Source organism: Aureicoccus marinus, assembly GCF_002954325.1.
GTDB classification, from domain to species: domain Bacteria; phylum Bacteroidota; class Bacteroidia; order Flavobacteriales; family Flavobacteriaceae; genus Aureicoccus; species Aureicoccus marinus.
Genome location: NZ_MQVX01000001.1, coordinates 369,669 through 385,003, shown reverse-complemented (window position 1 = coordinate 385,003; position 15,335 = coordinate 369,669). Strand labels below are relative to the sequence as shown.

11 protein-coding genes and 1 pseudogene are annotated in these 15,335 nt (G+C 47.1%); 3 read left to right on the top strand and 9 right to left on the bottom strand.

The features are described from left to right. Positions 1-15: 15 nt before the first annotated feature. From BST99_RS01845 to mazG, 3 genes are read right to left on the bottom strand one after another with little or no spacing between them, the layout of a single operon-like run. Positions 16-243 carry a hypothetical protein gene (locus tag BST99_RS01845; RefSeq protein WP_105000285.1) on the bottom strand — a complete coding sequence of 76 codons (228 nt, stop codon included), beginning with the start codon at positions 241-243 and terminating at the stop codon, positions 16-18. A 19-nt stretch (positions 244-262) separates the two neighbouring features. Continuing rightward, the gene (locus BST99_RS01840) at positions 263-1,654 is read right to left on the bottom strand and encodes an MATE family efflux transporter (RefSeq protein ID WP_105000284.1); all 1,392 of its coding nucleotides are present in this window, start codon (positions 1,652-1,654) and stop codon (positions 263-265) included. Then, positions 1,647-2,423, bottom strand: coding sequence for a nucleoside triphosphate pyrophosphohydrolase (gene mazG / locus BST99_RS01835; protein WP_105000283.1), 777 nt, complete (start codon positions 2,421-2,423; stop codon positions 1,647-1,649). Before mazG ends, BST99_RS01840 begins: the two co-directional genes overlap by 8 nt. Positions 2,424-2,608: 185 nt before the next feature. On the opposite strand from mazG, the gene bglX reads away from it, so the two are divergent. Next, on the top strand, positions 2,609-4,795 hold the full coding sequence (bglX, locus tag BST99_RS01830) for a beta-glucosidase BglX (protein ID WP_245916154.1): 2,187 nt from the start codon (positions 2,609-2,611) through the stop codon (positions 4,793-4,795). Positions 4,796-4,797: 2 nt separating this feature from the next. Here bglX and BST99_RS01825 read toward each other — a convergent pair whose 3' ends face one another. Then, a complete protein-coding gene (locus tag BST99_RS01825) occupies positions 4,798-6,126 on the bottom strand; it encodes a glycosyltransferase family 39 protein (protein WP_181044128.1) in 1,329 nt (442 codons plus the stop codon). Beyond that, a complete protein-coding gene (locus BST99_RS14265; RefSeq protein WP_181044127.1) occupies positions 6,117-6,506 on the bottom strand; it encodes a hypothetical protein in 390 nt (129 codons plus the stop codon). Before BST99_RS14265 ends, BST99_RS01825 begins: the two co-directional genes overlap by 10 nt. A gap of 75 nt (positions 6,507-6,581) precedes the next feature. Here BST99_RS14265 and BST99_RS01820 point away from each other — a divergent pair, with 75 nt between their 5' ends. Next, entirely contained in the window at positions 6,582-7,370 is a 789-nt protein-coding gene (locus tag BST99_RS01820; RefSeq protein WP_105002396.1) for an SOS response-associated peptidase, read from the top strand. Here BST99_RS01820 and BST99_RS01815 read toward each other — a convergent pair. Then, on the bottom strand, positions 7,367-8,317 hold the full coding sequence (locus tag BST99_RS01815; protein WP_105000280.1) for an NAD(P)H-dependent flavin oxidoreductase: 951 nt from the start codon (positions 8,315-8,317) through the stop codon (positions 7,367-7,369). The two genes, BST99_RS01820 and BST99_RS01815, sit on opposite strands and share 4 nt — an antisense overlap. A 29-nt stretch (positions 8,318-8,346) precedes the next feature. Further along, positions 8,347-9,535: pseudogene (gene mnmA / locus BST99_RS01810) on the bottom strand (tRNA 2-thiouridine(34) synthase MnmA). Between the two features lie 321 nt (positions 9,536-9,856). Between mnmA and BST99_RS01805 the strand changes: the two are divergent. Beyond that, positions 9,857-11,248, top strand: coding sequence for a fasciclin domain-containing protein (locus BST99_RS01805; RefSeq protein WP_105000279.1), 1,392 nt, complete (start codon positions 9,857-9,859; stop codon positions 11,246-11,248). A gap of 328 nt (positions 11,249-11,576) precedes the next feature. On the opposite strand, the gene yidC is transcribed toward BST99_RS01805, so the two are convergent. Further along, positions 11,577-13,490 (bottom strand): membrane protein insertase YidC, encoded by a 1,914-nt coding sequence (gene yidC / locus BST99_RS01800; protein ID WP_105000278.1) that lies wholly within the window; start codon positions 13,488-13,490, stop codon positions 11,577-11,579. Positions 13,491-13,575: 85 nt separating this feature from the next. Further along, positions 13,576-15,210, bottom strand: a complete 1,635-nt coding sequence (locus BST99_RS01795; protein WP_105000277.1) for a CTP synthase — start codon at positions 15,208-15,210, stop codon at positions 13,576-13,578. Positions 15,211-15,335: the final 125 nt, after the last annotated feature.

Here is a 15,335-nt window from a genome sequence, read left to right as displayed (position 1 = left end):
GCAATTTAAAAGTGACTAATCGGCGTAGCGGTGAACCTCGCGATCGTAAAATGCCGTAGCGGCATCGATCAGGTTCTCGGCTTCGAGTTCCAATTCAGAACGATCTTCTTGGCTAAACTCTTCCAGCCATTCGACCTCATCGTTTTCGAGGTTGATAATGAAACGTGGATACTCGGTATGCACAATGAAGATGCCATTGGGATAATCCGTATTATCAGCCAACAAAAACTTGGGTACGTCCATAAAGCATTCAGGGGGAGCCTCAACGAGAAGGCAAAGGCTCCAACAGGAGTTTATTTGTTAAATATCGAAACCGAAGATACAACATTAGGGCGGAAGCCGTGAGACCGGCTAAAAGCCCGATCCAAATACCCCTTCCTTCCAGGCCACCTTGTATCCCGAGGTAATAAGAAATAGGGAATCCAATACACCAATAGGCGATGAAGGTGATCAAGGTTGGAATGCGTACATCCTGAAGCCCCCTTAAGGCGCCCAAGACGACCACCTGCAACCCATCGGAAATTTGGAAGATGGCAGCGAGCACAAGCAATCGGGAAGCCCGCAGTATGACTTCGGTGTTTTCTGCTTGCAAGGCAAGGTTGTTTTCGTCCAAATAAATCGTCGGTAAATAATCAGCCCCCAACCAAAATCCCAAGGCAAAAATCACCTCGATTAAAAAAGTCAAAAAGAAGAGAGAGTGGGCCAGGCGTTTGAGCTCAGACCAATTCCCCAGTCCTTTTTGATTCCCGACACGAATCATGGCCGCGGCACTCAGTCCCATACCCACCATGAAGGTCATACTACTCAAATTCAGGGCGATCTGATTGGCCGCTTGGGCATTCTTTCCAAGAACACCACTCAACCAGATGGCCGCCGTAAAAATGGCCACCTCAAAAAACATCTGTAAGGCGGTCGGAAATCCGAGAGACAAGATCTTCTTGAAATAAACCTTCCTCGTCCTATTGAAAGCAAACCCACTGACGAAAGGTTTTAGACGACGGTCCCGATACAAAACACCCCAGAGAAAGAATAGCATCAGAACTCGAGAGACCAAGGTTCCGATGGCCGCGCCTACCACTCCCATTTCTGGCGCTCCCCATTTTCCGAAAATGAGGATATAATTCAAAAGGATATTCACCACATTGGCCAACAAAGTGGCGTACATCGGGAATTTGGTTTGGGACATGCCCTCCGAAAACTGCTTGAAGGCCTGGAAGATGACCAAAGGAATTAAGCTAATCGCGACCAGATCCAAATAGGGCTTGGCCAACTCCACCACTTCCTCGGGCTGATCCATATGCGCCAATAAGGGTTTGGCCAGCCAAATCATGGCGAACAGCAAAACTCCCAAGGTGGTACATAAAATCAGTCCGTGCTTGAGTGCATTCTTGGCCTTGGAATTGTCTCCTTCTCCATCTGCTTCTGCGACCAAAGGGGTAATGGCAACGGAAAATCCAATCCCCAAAGACATCCCAATAAACACAAAACTGTTCCCCAAAGAGACCGCAGCCAGTTCTGCCGGTCCCAATTGCCCGACCATCACGTTGTCAGCAAAGGCCACAAAGGTATGGCCCAGCATGCCGAGAATGACGGGATAAGCCAATCGCAGGTGCGCTCCAAAGTCACGAGTGTAAGACTGCAGTATACTAATCATGTTGTTTGGCTTCTTCCCAATACTGGTCCATTTCTTCTAGACTCATTTCCTGAAGATTCTGACCGGCAGCCTTAGCCCTTTTTTCCAGGTATTGAAAGCGTCTCGAAAATTTCTTGTTGGTTCTCTCTAAGGCATTTTCAGGATTAACCCCTAAAAACCGAGCATAGTTAACCATCGAGAATAGAACATCCCCGAATTCGGCTTCTATTTTGTTCAGGTCTCCGCCCTGGACTTCGGTCTGTAACTCCCCCATTTCTTCTTCGAGCTTCTGGTAGACCTGTTCCGGTTTTTCCCAATCAAATCCGGCACCCGCCACTTTTTCTTGAATGCGCCCGGCTTTGACAAGAGCTGGTAGGCTTCTGGGCACTCCTTCTAAAACGCTTCTTTTACCTTCTTTGAGTTTTATCGCTTCCCAATTGGCCTTGACATCCTCCTCATTATCAACATCTACATCGCCATAGATGTGGGGGTGGCGGTGAATCAGTTTATCGCAGATCCCGTTGGCCACATCGGCAATATCAAAGGCCTGTTTTTCCCGACCAATTCGAGCGTAAAAAACAATATGGAGCAACAGATCGCCCAACTCTTTGCTGATTTCTTCCAAATCGTTGTCTAAGATGGCGTCACCAAGCTCATAAGTCTCTTCTATCGTCAGGTGACGCAGAGACTCCAGGGTTTGTTTTTTATCCCAGGGGCATTGCTCGCGCAATTCGTCCATAATAGTTAATAAGCGATCGAAGGCGGCGAGTTGTTCTTGGCGAGAATTCATGGGCAAAAGGACTTATTGAAAGATTTATGAACTACGAAATCGTTTTCAGGCCACAAATATCGCTTTTCCCTCCTTTTCTCTGAGGGATTTGGGTTAAATTCGACGCTAACCCTATTCAGAATCAATTTCAAATTATGTTCAAGCATAAACTCCTAGTAGCCTGTTTACTGGGCTCCCTTTCGCTTATGGCACAAAAAAACTACGACGCTCAAGTGGATTCTTTGATGCAGTTGATGACCCTGGAAGAAAAGGTCGGTCAGATGAATCAATACAATGGTTTTTACGATGTCACCGGTCCTGCCCCTACAGGCGGAAACGCTGCGGTTAAATACGAACACCTTCGCAAAGGCTGGGTGGGCGCCATGCTGAGTGTTCGCGGAGTGGAAGAAGTCCACAAGCTTCAAAAACTAGTGGTGGAAGAATCCCGTTTGGGAATCCCTTTGCTCTTTGGGTTTGATGTGATTCACGGTTACAAAACCCTTTCGCCTATTCCCTTGGCCGAAGCGGCCAGCTGGGATTTAAAAGCGATCGAACAATCTGCCTCCATCGCCGCCAATGAAGCTTCTGCGGTGGGGCTCAATTGGACCTTTGCCCCTATGGTTGATATCTCAAGAGACGCCCGTTGGGGACGAGTTATGGAAGGAGCAGGAGAAGATCCCTATCTGGGGAGTAAAATAGCAACGGCCCGTGTTCGCGGTTTCCAGGGAAGTGACCTCAGCGCCCCCAATACCATTGCCGCAACAGCGAAGCATTTTGCCGCCTATGGTTTTGTAGAAGGCGGAATCGAATACGGAATCGTGGATATCGGCACCCATACCCTCTACAACCAGGTGCTCCCTCCTTTTCAGGCAGCCGTTGATGCGGATGTCAAGTCGGTGATGAATGGGTTTAACCTGCTGAATGGCGTACCGGTAACCGGAAACGCCTTTTTGCAACGCGAAATGCTGAAAGGAAAAATGAACTTCCAAGGATTTGTCGTCTCGGATTGGGCTTCAACTCAGGAAATGGTCGCCCATGGATTTGCTGCCGATGAGAAGGACGCAGCCTTAAAAGCTTCTATCGCAGGTTCTGATATGGAAATGGAATCGGGCACCTATGTGGCCCACCTGGCGGCCCTTGTTCGCGAAGGCAAAGTTGATGAAGCCGTTATTGACGAAGCAGTGCGGCGAATTCTTAAAGTCAAATTTGAATTGGGTCTTTTTGAAGATCCTTACCGTTACTGTGACCTGGAACGAGAAAAGGAACGCATTTACCACGCAGATCACCAAGCAGGGGTTCGGGATATGGCCCGCCGCAGTATGGTTTTATTAAAAAATGAAGGCGAGCTTTTACCACTCGGAAAGAAGCAAAAGAACATCTTAGTCGTCGGTGCGATGGCCAAAGATAAAAACAGCCCGTTGGGCAGCTGGAGGATTGCTTCAGACGATAACAGCGCGGTGTCCGTTTGGGAAGGTTTAAGTGCTCAAAACCCCTATCTGAAGTACATCAAGGGCCCTGAATATTTTGATCCTGAAGTCGCCTTTGTACAAGAAGTCAAAGTCAATGAAGATGATTTGAGCGGTTTGGAAGAAGCGGTTGCCGCCGCCAAAGAGGCCGATGTAGTGGTCTTGGTCGCTGGGGAGCATGGCTTCCAAAGTGGGGAAGCCCGCAGTCGAGCTGAAATTGGGTTGCCCGGTATTCAACCCCAATTGATCAGAGCCCTGCATAAAGCCAATTCCAATATGGTCTTGCTTTTATTCAACGGTCGTCCTCTAACCCTCTCTTGGGAAGCCGAAAACATTCCCGCCATTCTGGAGTGCTGGCAGCCGGGGAGTCAGGCCGGAAATGCCGTAGCGGATGTCGTCTTTGGAGACTACAACCCAGCGGGTAAGTTACCAATGACCTTTCCACGTAATTTGGGGCAGGTACCGATCTACTACAACCAATACAACGGAAGCCGACCAGACCCACAGCCTATCGTCTTTTGGTCGCATTATATGGATTCCGAAAAGAGCCCTCTTTTTCCTTTCGGTTACGGTTTGAGTTATTCCGAATTTGCCTATTCTGATCTCAAGGTAGACGCGTCGAACCCTAAAGCGGTTCAGGTGGAAGTCGTACTGGAAAATAAAGGTAAACGAGCTGGAGAAGAAGTGGCCCAGTTGTACGTACGCGATTTGGTCGCGAATCAAGTTCGACCAATCAAAGAACTCAAAGGATTCGAAAAAGTTTACCTGCAAGCGGGTGCCTCTGTACTGCTGCGGTTTACCCTTACAGGGAGAGAACTGGGGTATTTTGACCACCAGTACAAATGGGTGGTTGAACCTGGAGAATTTGAGGTGATGGTCGGTGGAAATTCCGTCAATGTTCTCAAAGAACGCTTCGTTCTCGATTAAGCCTAGTCTGTAACCTTTAAAGCATGCCTGCGGCTGTTAATGGTCGCAGGTATCCATGCTGTTTGCACCCCAAAACGCAGTTGATAGTTTCCGGGTTTTTCAGGAGCCTTCACTGTGAATTCCATTTCTACCGATTCCCCAGGAGCCAATTCCAGAGCTTCAGCGGATAACCCATCGGAATAGCCCCGCCCCTGGCCTTTTAGGAAGAAATAACCCAAATACGGTGGCAATTCGGGATTGTTTTTAGCGCTCACCTCGTAGCTGTGATTATTGGTGACCAATACCCGGAGCTTTCTTTTTCCCCCTGCCTGCATGTCCTCGATTTCGTCAAGAGGCTCCACCCACACCTTTGAATAGGAGCGGTAATTGTCGATCTCCCGGTAGCGGATCTCAACATTAATGCCAGTATTGTAGGTCTTGAACTCTTGATTTTTTCGTTTGTTGTTGATCAGGAATACCGATTTACCCTGAAGGCGATCTTCCCCATCCCAGTAGTCAAAGTGGGTATTGTTAAAAAAGTAATTGCTCACACAATGCGCCGGCTTACCCGTCATGTAGGTATAACGGGAGGCGTTCTCATACGAGTTTAAAAAAACCACTTCTCGCTCCCCTGCGATGGAGTCTAATTCCTCAGCCCAACTTTGCCAGTTGTGCAAGACTTCTAGATTTCCATCCCATTTGTCCGGCACAAAATCATAGACGTAATAGAGGCGCGCGGGTACCAAAAGCACCAAAGTGATCAGGGTCAGGGTACGCAAGTACTTTTGCCACTTTTCTCGAGGAATAAGGTAGTTATAGGCCAGAATCAAACCAGGCAATACGGCTATACTCGTCCAGTGTTTGTGAATATATACACGAATGGAACTCAGCAAGAAAAAGACCAAAACCCCAATAAAAACAAACCGTAAGGCCCGTTCAAATCGGTCCTGGCTTTTATAAAGAAAGGCTGCCGGCATAAGCACCAAGCTCACCAGTGGCCCCAAAATCAGCGGTTGACTCCAGAGGTAATTGAACAAGTTATTCCACTTAAAGGTGATATCGGAACGGCCCTGCAAGTGAAATCGAATACTGGCCCAATCGTGGGTATATTGCCAGTAGGTATGGGGCAACATCAATAAAACGACCAGACCGACCACTGCCCAGAATGACCTTCTTTTGGTCACCGCCGGGTAAGACGCCACCACGAGAAGGACGACCAAGGCTCCGTGGTATTTGCTGAGGAACATCCCGGCAATACTCACAGCCATGAGCAGGATTTGCTTCCAGCCATCTTCCCTTAGGTATTCCTTATAGGCCAACAAAAACAGGGCCTCAAAAAAGATCAAGGGCACATCGGTTTGATCAAAAAACTCCCGGCGTGAAAAGCGACCAGCCCCAGGGCCATGGTGATGAGCAATCTGGGATTCCTCGGTTCTATAGTGCGGTAAAGCACATAAAATGTTCCTGTGCTGAGCAAGACCATAAACAGGCGCGCTCCTAAATTGGTCGGCAGCCAGAAGTAACCCAGTTGGGTAAAAAAGGCGACCAGAGGCGGGTGATCCAAAAACCCCCACTCCAACTGCTGTGCAAACATCCAGTAGTAGGCCTCCTCTCCGGAGAGTTCCATAAAAGCGGACTGCAAACAACCGGCAATCGTCCAGCAAAAAAGAAAGATGTAAAAGAGGCGATTGGAAGGATCAATACTCCTCCATTTTTGAACGAGGGTAGACATTCTACTGACTTGATTTTGGCAGGCAAGGTACACAATTCTTATCTTTAAATGACCGCCGCTAAATCCCTGTTTCTGATGTGTTACGACATTAAAACTCAACTGCACACGCAACTGCATAAGGCCAAGCGATTAGGTGATCTCAAAGCCATTGATGAGATCACTAAAAAACTACTGCCCTATACGGATTTGCCCTTGTTTCACGCCTCTGGTTTCAGTCATCCCAAGCTCTTGATCTACACGACGGATTCTCCCGACTTTCCGTCGGTCGCACAATGGGGGCTGATACCGCATTGGGTCAAAAATGAGGAGTCCAAGAAGAAACTTTGGAACAACACCCTGAATGCCCGGTCAGAGACCCTTACAGAAAAACCGGCCTTTCGCACGGCTGTTAAAAACAACCGCTGTCTCATCTATTTGGAAGGCTTTTATGAACACCATCATTTTCAGGGGAATACCTATCCGTTTTTTGTATCTAAAACCGACGACAGTCCACTGATCGCAGCGGGTCTATACAGTGACTGGCTCAATCCAGCTAATGAGGAATGGATCAGAAGCTTTACCATCATCACCACCAAGGGCAACGACATGATGGCCAAAATTCACAACAACCCCAAAATGAAGGAAGCCCGTATGCCGGTCTTCCTCGAGGAAGACCAAGCGGATAATTGGTTGAGGGAGTGTGAAGAGGAACTCTTGGAAGATTTTCTGTCGAATATAGTACAGCCCAGCCCGGAAGGCGTGCTTAAAGCTCATCCCACTCACCGCTTAAGAGGAAAAGAGTACAAAGGAAATACCTCTGCAATTCTAGAAGACGCCACTTATCCAGAACTGCTCTTTGATACCGATTTGGAAGGAATTCTTTAGAGGTAAGAAACCGATTGCAGTTGTCGGCATTCCGCGACCATTTCTTCCACTATTTCTGCGGCGCTTTGCAAGCGGTTAATCGTACAGGATACCTGTCCAATCTCGAGTTCTCCATCGGTGAGGTCCCCCTCGAACATGCCCCGCTTAGCCCTGGCCCGACCCAGAATTTCTCTTAACTTCTCAGGACTGGCACATTCGGCATAGGCCTGTTGAAGTTCATCATAAAAGGGATTCTTTAGTAGTCGAACCGGCGCGAGTTCCTTCAGGGTGAGTACGGTATCGCCCTCTTTGGCCTTGATGACTTCCTCTTTAAAAGCAGGATGAGACGAGGCCTCATGACTCGCGACAAAACGACTTCCCACCTGAACCGCATCCGCGCCTAGGCAGAAGGCCGCGAGCATGGACCGACCACTTCCTATACCGCCTGCGGCAATCAAGGGAATATCAATGGCGGCCTTGACCGCTGGAATCAAAACCATGGAGGTGGTTTCTTCCCTTCCATTGTGCCCACCCGCTTCGAATCCTTCTGCAACCACAGCGTCAACACCAGCGTCTTGGGCTTTTAAAGCGAACTTTACACTACTGACCACATGAATCACTTTAACACCGGCCTGCTTTAGGGTTGAAGTCCAGGTTTTCGGATTTCCGGCTGAGGTAAAGACCACGGGGATTTTTTCTCGGAGAATAATCTCCATCAATTCTTCAATATTCGGATAGAGCAAGGGAACATTGACGCCAAAGACCTTGTCTGTGGCCGCTTTGCACTTTTGAATGTGCTCCTCCAAGACATCCGGGTACATACTCCCAGCTCCGAGCAGGCCCAATCCACCGGCATTCGAAACAGCTGAAGCCAGTTTCCAGCCGCTGGCCCATATCATACCCCCTTGAATAAGAGGATAATGAATACCTAATAAATCCCGAACGCGCTGGGGCTCCGAAGTTGTCATACGAATGCTTTTAAGGAAAGATAAATCAATTAAGCGATAACCCCAGACCCGACGAGCTCTTCACCATCGTACCAAGCTGCAAACTGACCGGGGGTAATCGCCGACTGAGCCTCATTAAAAACAATATATACTCCTGATTCTGTGGTGTACAGGGTGGCTTCTTGCAGTGGCTGTCGATACCGAATACGCACTTGGAATTTCTGGGCTTCCCCGAGCGGAAGTTCGCGGTCGGGTCGAACCCAATGCACCTCCTCTTGGGCTATAAAGAGAGCCTTGCGGAATAAGCCCGGGTGATCCTTGCCCTGTCCCGTGTACAAAATATTCTTCTCGACATCCGTTTTAATGACGAATAGAGGGAGCGGTGTTCCCCCAACGTCCAAACCTTTGCGTTGCCCTACAGTAAAAAAATGAGCTCCGTAATGCTCCCCGACAGTTATACCAGACTCCGGGGTATAGCTAAACTCCTGGGCCAGACTAGACCAGAGGGTTTCTCCTTCCAGGCTGAGCTCAAGGGTTTTGGTGTACTGGCTGTCGGTCGCCGGTACTTCGATAATTTTCCCTTGTTTTGGTTTAAGCTTTTGCTGCAAAATTCCGGAAGGCGAACCTTTCCGATAAAACACAATCCTTGTGAATCCTTTTTCTCTGCCGTTACTAAATCGGCCTTGCGAGCAATCTCTCTGACCTCGTTTTTTCCAAATGTCCAATCGGAAAAAGAGTCTTGGATAACTGCTGCTGAGATAACTGGCATAAAAAATAGGACTGGTCCTTGTTTCCGTCCACTCCAGAGAGCAATTGATAAACGGTTTCGCCGGCCTCATTTTGGGTTTCTCCTTTTCGGCAATAGTGGCCCGTTGCTACAAAATCAGCCCCCAACTGAAGGGCTCGATCCAAAAAGACATCGAATTTTATTTCTCGGTTGCACAAAACATCGGGATTGGGTGTTCTTCCGTGTTGGTACTCCGAGAACATATAATCAACGATTCTTTCTTTATAAGGACCGCTGAGATCGATGGTCTGGAAAGGGATTCCCAATTTGTCAGCAACAATCAGGGCATCATTGCTGTCATCCAGCCATGGACATTCATCAGAAATCGTTACTGAATCGTCGTGCCAATTCTTCATAAACAGGCCGATCACCTCGTGCCCCTGCTCCTTAAGCAAGTACGCGGCTACACTGGAATCTACACCTCCGGAAAGTCCGACTACAATCCGTCCCATTCGATCAAATTTGGAAGGACAAAATTAATCAAAAAATAAGCTTCAGCAGCTAGGCTTTGCAAAGGGAACTACGCGCTGAAGACACAGGATTAAGAATAACGAAAAAAGTCAAGGATTTTTATTTTTTGTTAAACATTTATTAATTATTGTTGAACAAAAGCAACCTTGCTGAAAATCATACGTCTTGAAAACGTTTGTTTCAAATTACTGTTTATCAGTTTTTTAGACCTTATTATCATCTAAGTGTCTCAAAACCAGAGATTCACATTTGTCCAAACAAATATTCATAATGTTTAACAACTACATTTCAAAACAAAATCCATGAAAAAAATTGCAAAACTATTTGGAGTATTCGCCATGGCCGGTTTGTTTACACTAGCCAGCTGTGACAACAACAATGACGATGACAACATGCAAATGACAGCGACTACCATCGCTGACCTGGCAGGCGCTAACAATGACCTAAGCATCCTTGTTGAAGCTTTGACCCGTACAAATTTGGTAACCACTCTTCAAGGGGACGGACCTTTTACCGTGTTTGCTCCGACCAACCAGGCCTTCACCGATTTTCTAGCCGCCAACAACTTCAACTCTCTTGACGAGGTCCCTACGAGTACGCTTACCCAAATCCTCTTAAACCACGTGGTATCAGGAACGAATCGCTCTACAGACTTGACGACAGGCTACAGGAGCAGTCTTTCTACCGCAGGTGCTGACGGACGGAATCTGAGTTTGTTCGTTGACACTTCTGCCGGAGTTGTTATTAACGGTGTAGCAACCGTTTCTACTCCGGACGTAACGGCAGATAACGGCGTAGTACACGTTGTAAATAACGTAATTGGTCTTCCAACGATCGTCGATCATGCTGTTGCCAATAGCGATTTGAGCTCCTTGGTAGGCGCTTTGACTGCGAATGGAAACACCACCTTTACAGATCTTCTTTCTGACAACACGCAACTATTCACTGTGTTTGCTCCAGTAAACAGCGCTTTTGCTTCCTTCACCAACCCGAACGGAAACGATATTGACAATGTGCTTTCATACCATGTTATTCCAGGTACCGCTGCCTTTGCTGATGAATTGAGCAATAGCTATGTGACGACTGCTGCTGCAAACGCGGACGGAGATAACCTGAGTCAATACATCAATATTGACAACGGGGTGATGATCAATGGAAACAGCACGGTTGCTGCTGCTGATATCGTGGCGACTAATGGAGTAGTTCACGCCGTAAATGAAGTTATCGACCTGCCTACTGTTGTCACTTTTGCCGCTGCTGATCCTACATTCGCTCCTTTGGTTGAAGCCTTGACTACAGCTACTCCTGGAACCGATTTTGTAAGTGTTCTTTCAGGTACAGGACCCTTTACGGTATTCGCTCCAACAGCTGACGCTTTCCAGACTTTACTCGACAGCAATATGGACTGGACGACGGTTGACGATATCGAAGAAGGTCTGCTGACGAGTGTATTGCAACACCATGTATTGAACGAGCTCAATGTTCGCAGTGGTGATTTGACTGATGGAATTGCTCCTGCTACCCTAGAAGGAGACGCCATTACGATTAACCTACCTGGTACTGCGCCAAACATCGCTGAAGTCACTGACGGTGCCGGAAATGCTGGTATTGGAATTGTAGTTGTTGATGTACAAGCCAACAACGGCGTGATTCACGTAATCAATACCGTTCTTATTCCAGACACTTCAAATTAATTCATTAGGAAATCTCCTAATGTGCTTAAAAAGAGCACTTAACAACAAAAACCGCTGGATGATCTCCAGCGGTTTTCTTTTGAATACCGTTCGTCGAGTCGTTTATCGATAAAAAGTGTAGTTCGTCGAATCGATGAAATGCATTGATTTTACTGGGGTTTGCAGTTCATCGATGTCACATCAGAATAGGGTTCTTTTCCCTACAGAAATCCACCTCTCACAACTAAACTTTTTTTTTAAAAGGAATTCGGCTGCATCTTTACAGTCCCGAATCTTTCCAAACTAAACCTTGTAGTGGTAAAAGTCCCTCCCTCACCGGAGGGGCTTTTTATTTTTTAGCCCCTTTGTTTGGTTTCTTTCCCTTTAAAGAGATCTGTGGCTGACCTTGTTTCTTCTGCGCTTCCGCCTCTTCCATCAACTCACGCATACGCTTCTGAAACTTATTCTCCTTTTTAGGTTTCTTCTTATTCGCCTCGATCTGCAAATGAATCTTTTGCTCATCGATGATGTAATTCTTAATGACCAACATAATGAAGATGGTAATCAAGTTCGAAATGAAGTAGTACAAACTCAAACCACTTGCGTAGTTATTGAAGAAGAACAACATCATGACGGGCGATAAATACATAATGAACTTCATATTCGGCATCCCCGGCTGCTGCTGCATCTGCATACTCTGACCCGTAGTCATATTCATGTAGATGAAAATGGCGATGGACGCCAAGATCGGGAACAGGCTTACGTGGTCTCCATAAAAGGGAATAGAAAAGGGCAATTCCAGTATGGTGTCGTAAGAAGAAAGGTCTTCCGCCCACAGGAAGGACTTCTGTCTCAAGGCGAAAGAAGTCGGGAAAAACATAAATAAGGCGTAGAAGATCGGCAACTGCAGTAAGGCAGGTACACAACCACTCATTGGGCTTACCCCAGCCTTGTTGTACAGCTTCATAGTCTCTTGCTGTTTCTTCATGGCGTTGTCCTTGTACTTGTCATTGATCTCAGTGATCTCTGGCTTGAGGACTTTCATCTTGGCCTGGGACAAATAAGACTTATACGTAACCGGAGAGAGCAGAAGTCGAACAACAATCGTCATTACAATAATAGCAATACCAAAAGGCAAGAACGAGCTCAACCACGAATAGAAGGGATTAAAAATATAACGGTTAATCCATCCGAAGATTCCCCATCCAAAAGGAATGGATTCGACCAGTTCCAACTCGGAGTACTGCTTCAATTCCTGGGCATCTGTCGGACCAAAATACCAGTTCATGCTTTGGGCCAATTCCCCCGCTTGCAACTCTAATGGTATAATACTGTGGTACTCTTTAGTAAACTTTTGTTCTTTGTCTTCTTCCTCCACCAGGTTTTTTGAGAACATCTTGGCTCCACTAAAGGCGGTTTTAGAAGCGAGGATGGAGCTAAAAAAGTGTTGACGGTAAGACACCCACTGAATCAATTCTTCTTCATCGTCATCCTCTTCACTACTATCAGAAAGTTTACTGACCCGACCATCGTGCATATAGGTCAGTCGGGTGTACCTGTTCTCGTAACGGATACTCTTGTCGTGACGAATTCCCTTGAGCTTCCAGTCCAGGGTTACGGGCTTGGCGGTATTGAATACATCTCGAAGTCCTTGGGAACGCACTACGAAATCCACCAAATACTCGCCCGGCTTCACACTGTACTGGTACTCCAGGAATTGAGAAGGGCCGGCCTTTGCTCGGAGGGTCAAAATACGGTTACCGTCTTTCTGACTCACTTCCGGCTCAAAATAGAGTTCAGAAGTACTGAGTACTCTATTGTCGCTGGTTGAGAATTGAATATCAAAATTGGCATTGCCTTCATTGATCAGGTAAATCGGAACCGAATCGTGATCGACAAAATTCTTCAGCTTCGCTTCAATGATTTGTCCTCCTCGGTGGTCGACGACCAATCGCAAAAGTTCATTCTCGAGAACAGTAGAGCCTTCTTGCACTGCCGTTGCCGCAAAGCGCCCTACACGGCTTTGGTACTGAGCCATAGAGACCGAATCTGCCGTATCGACCTGCGGTAAGGTGGGCTTGACTACTGGAAGCTCTGCCACCTGATTTTCTTGTTCAGCGGCAAGCTGTTCCTGCTTTTGCTTTTCTTGTTGTTCAGCCAGCTCAGCGTCTGAAGGTCGGTTTAAATACAACCAAACCATCATGATCAGGGCCATAAGGACAAACCCAATGATGGACTTTTTGTCTAGTGTTCTTTCTTCCATGTGTTCTTTGTAGAATGTAAGGGCTTCTTCAGCTTCTCCTGAAGGGCCTGCTTACAAAGCGCAAATATAGGCCCAAACAAGGGCTCTATGCCAAACTGGCATTAGTTTGTTTTTGTTTGTGGGTATAGACCGCCTTGACAAAGCCGACGAAGAGAGGATGTGGATTGGCCACAGTACTCTTGTACTCCGGGTGATACTGTACCCCAATAAACCAAGGGTGTTCCGGGATTTCAACTACCTCCACCAGTCCGGTGTCTGGATTGATTCCGGAAGCTTTCATACCGGCAGCCTCCAGCTTCTCCAGGTAAGCATTATTGAATTCAAAGCGGTGGCGGTGACGTTCAGTGATGTCGCTTTCTCCGTAGACTTCCTGCGCTAGTGTACCTTCTTTTAACTGACACTTCCAGGCACCAAGACGCATGGTCCCTCCTTTATCGGTTACACTCTTCTGCTCTTCCATCAGGTTGATGACCGGGTGCGGACTGTCCGGTTTCATCTCGGCTGTATTGGCTTCGCTTAGTCCCAAAACATTTCTGGCGTATTCAATGACGGCCATTTGCATCCCCAAACAGATTCCCAAGAAGGGGATTTGCTTTTCACGGGCGTATTGAACGGCCAGGATTTTGCCTTCCAAACCGCGTTCACCAAAACCTGGTGCCACGAGAATTCCGTCAAGCCCACTCAGTTCTTTTTCGAGGTTCTCTTTTTTCAAGTGGGCGGAGTGAATACTGCGCACCTTTACTTTGACCTCGTTCTGAGCCCCAGCATGGATAAAGGACTCCAAGATCGACTTGTAAGAGTCCTGCAACTCCACGTATTTCCCAATCAACCCAATGGTCACATTGGCCTTGGGGTTCTTGTGCCTGGTAAGAAACTGATTCCAGTTCTGAAGATCGGGCTGAGCCTCATCCGAAAGTCCCAAACGCTTTAGGGTGACCTTATCCAAGCCTTCTTGCTGCATTAGCAGAGGCACTTCATAGATGGTAGAAGCATCGATCGACTGAATTACCGCCTCTTTTTGTACGTTACAGAAAAGCGCGAGCTTTTCGCGTTTCTCCGCGGAAATTTCATGCTCGGTACGGCAAACCAAAATATCGGCCTTGATCCCACTTTCCATCAAGGTCTTCACTGAGTGTTGTGTAGGCTTGGTTTTAAGTTCCCCAGCTGCGGAAAGAAAAGGAACCAAGGTCAAGTGGATCACAATTCCATTTTGATCCCCCAATTCCCAAAGCAATTGACGAACCGCTTCTATATAAGGTAGGGATTCGATATCCCCGACAGTTCCCCCGATTTCGGTAATGACGATATCGTATTCTCCACTCTTTCCCAAGAGTTGAATACGGTCTTTGATTTCGTTGGTGATATGCGGAACTACTTGTACCGTTTTTCCAAGAAACTCTCCACGGCGTTCCTTCTGAATAACACTTTGGTAAATACGTCCAGTGGTTACATTATTTGCCTGGGAAGTACGGACATTCAAAAAACGCTCGTAGTGCCCCAAATCCAAATCCGTTTCGGCCCCATCATCGGTGACATAACATTCGCCATGCTCGTAGGGATTCAGTGTTCCGGGATCGACATTGATATAGGGATCAAGCTTTTGAATGGTTGTTCTAAAACCTCTGGCCTGCAACAATTTAGCCAGTGATGCAGCGATGATTCCTTTTCCAAGTGAGGAGGTTACTCCGCCCGTAACGAAGATGTATTTGGTAGTAGACATTAGAAGTATGTGGAGTTTCGTTTACGGGGTGTAAAGTTAAGAAACTGAACTGCACAGGCAACTAATCCTGTAAGAGCTTATTCACATTGCCCAATTTCCTTGTAAAATAGTGTACCTTGAAGCAG

Excerpts from the sequence above, each read along its gene's own strand:
- BST99_RS14265 (WP_181044127.1), bottom strand. The coding sequence starts at position 6,506 with ATGTCTACCCTCGTTCAAAAATGGAGGAGTATTGATCCTTCCAATCGC.
- yidC (WP_105000278.1), bottom strand. The coding sequence starts at position 13,490 with ATGGAAGAAAGAACACTAGACAAAAAGTCCATCATTGGGTTTGTCCTT.
- BST99_RS01805 (WP_105000279.1), top strand. The coding sequence starts at position 9,857 with ATGAAAAAAATTGCAAAACTATTTGGAGTATTCGCCATGGCCGGTTTG.
- BST99_RS01815 (WP_105000280.1), bottom strand. The coding sequence starts at position 8,317 with ATGACAACTTCGGAGCCCCAGCGCGTTCGGGATTTATTAGGTATTCAT.
- BST99_RS01845 (WP_105000285.1), bottom strand. The coding sequence starts at position 243 with ATGGACGTACCCAAGTTTTTGTTGGCTGATAATACGGATTATCCCAAT.
- BST99_RS01820 (WP_105002396.1), top strand. The coding sequence starts at position 6,582 with ATGTGTTACGACATTAAAACTCAACTGCACACGCAACTGCATAAGGCC.
- mazG (WP_105000283.1), bottom strand. The coding sequence starts at position 2,423 with ATGAATTCTCGCCAAGAACAACTCGCCGCCTTCGATCGCTTATTAACT.
- BST99_RS01840 (WP_105000284.1), bottom strand. The coding sequence starts at position 1,654 with ATGATTAGTATACTGCAGTCTTACACTCGTGACTTTGGAGCGCACCTG.
- BST99_RS01795 (WP_105000277.1), bottom strand. The coding sequence starts at position 15,210 with ATGTCTACTACCAAATACATCTTCGTTACGGGCGGAGTAACCTCCTCA.
- bglX (WP_245916154.1), top strand. The coding sequence starts at position 2,609 with ATGGCACAAAAAAACTACGACGCTCAAGTGGATTCTTTGATGCAGTTG.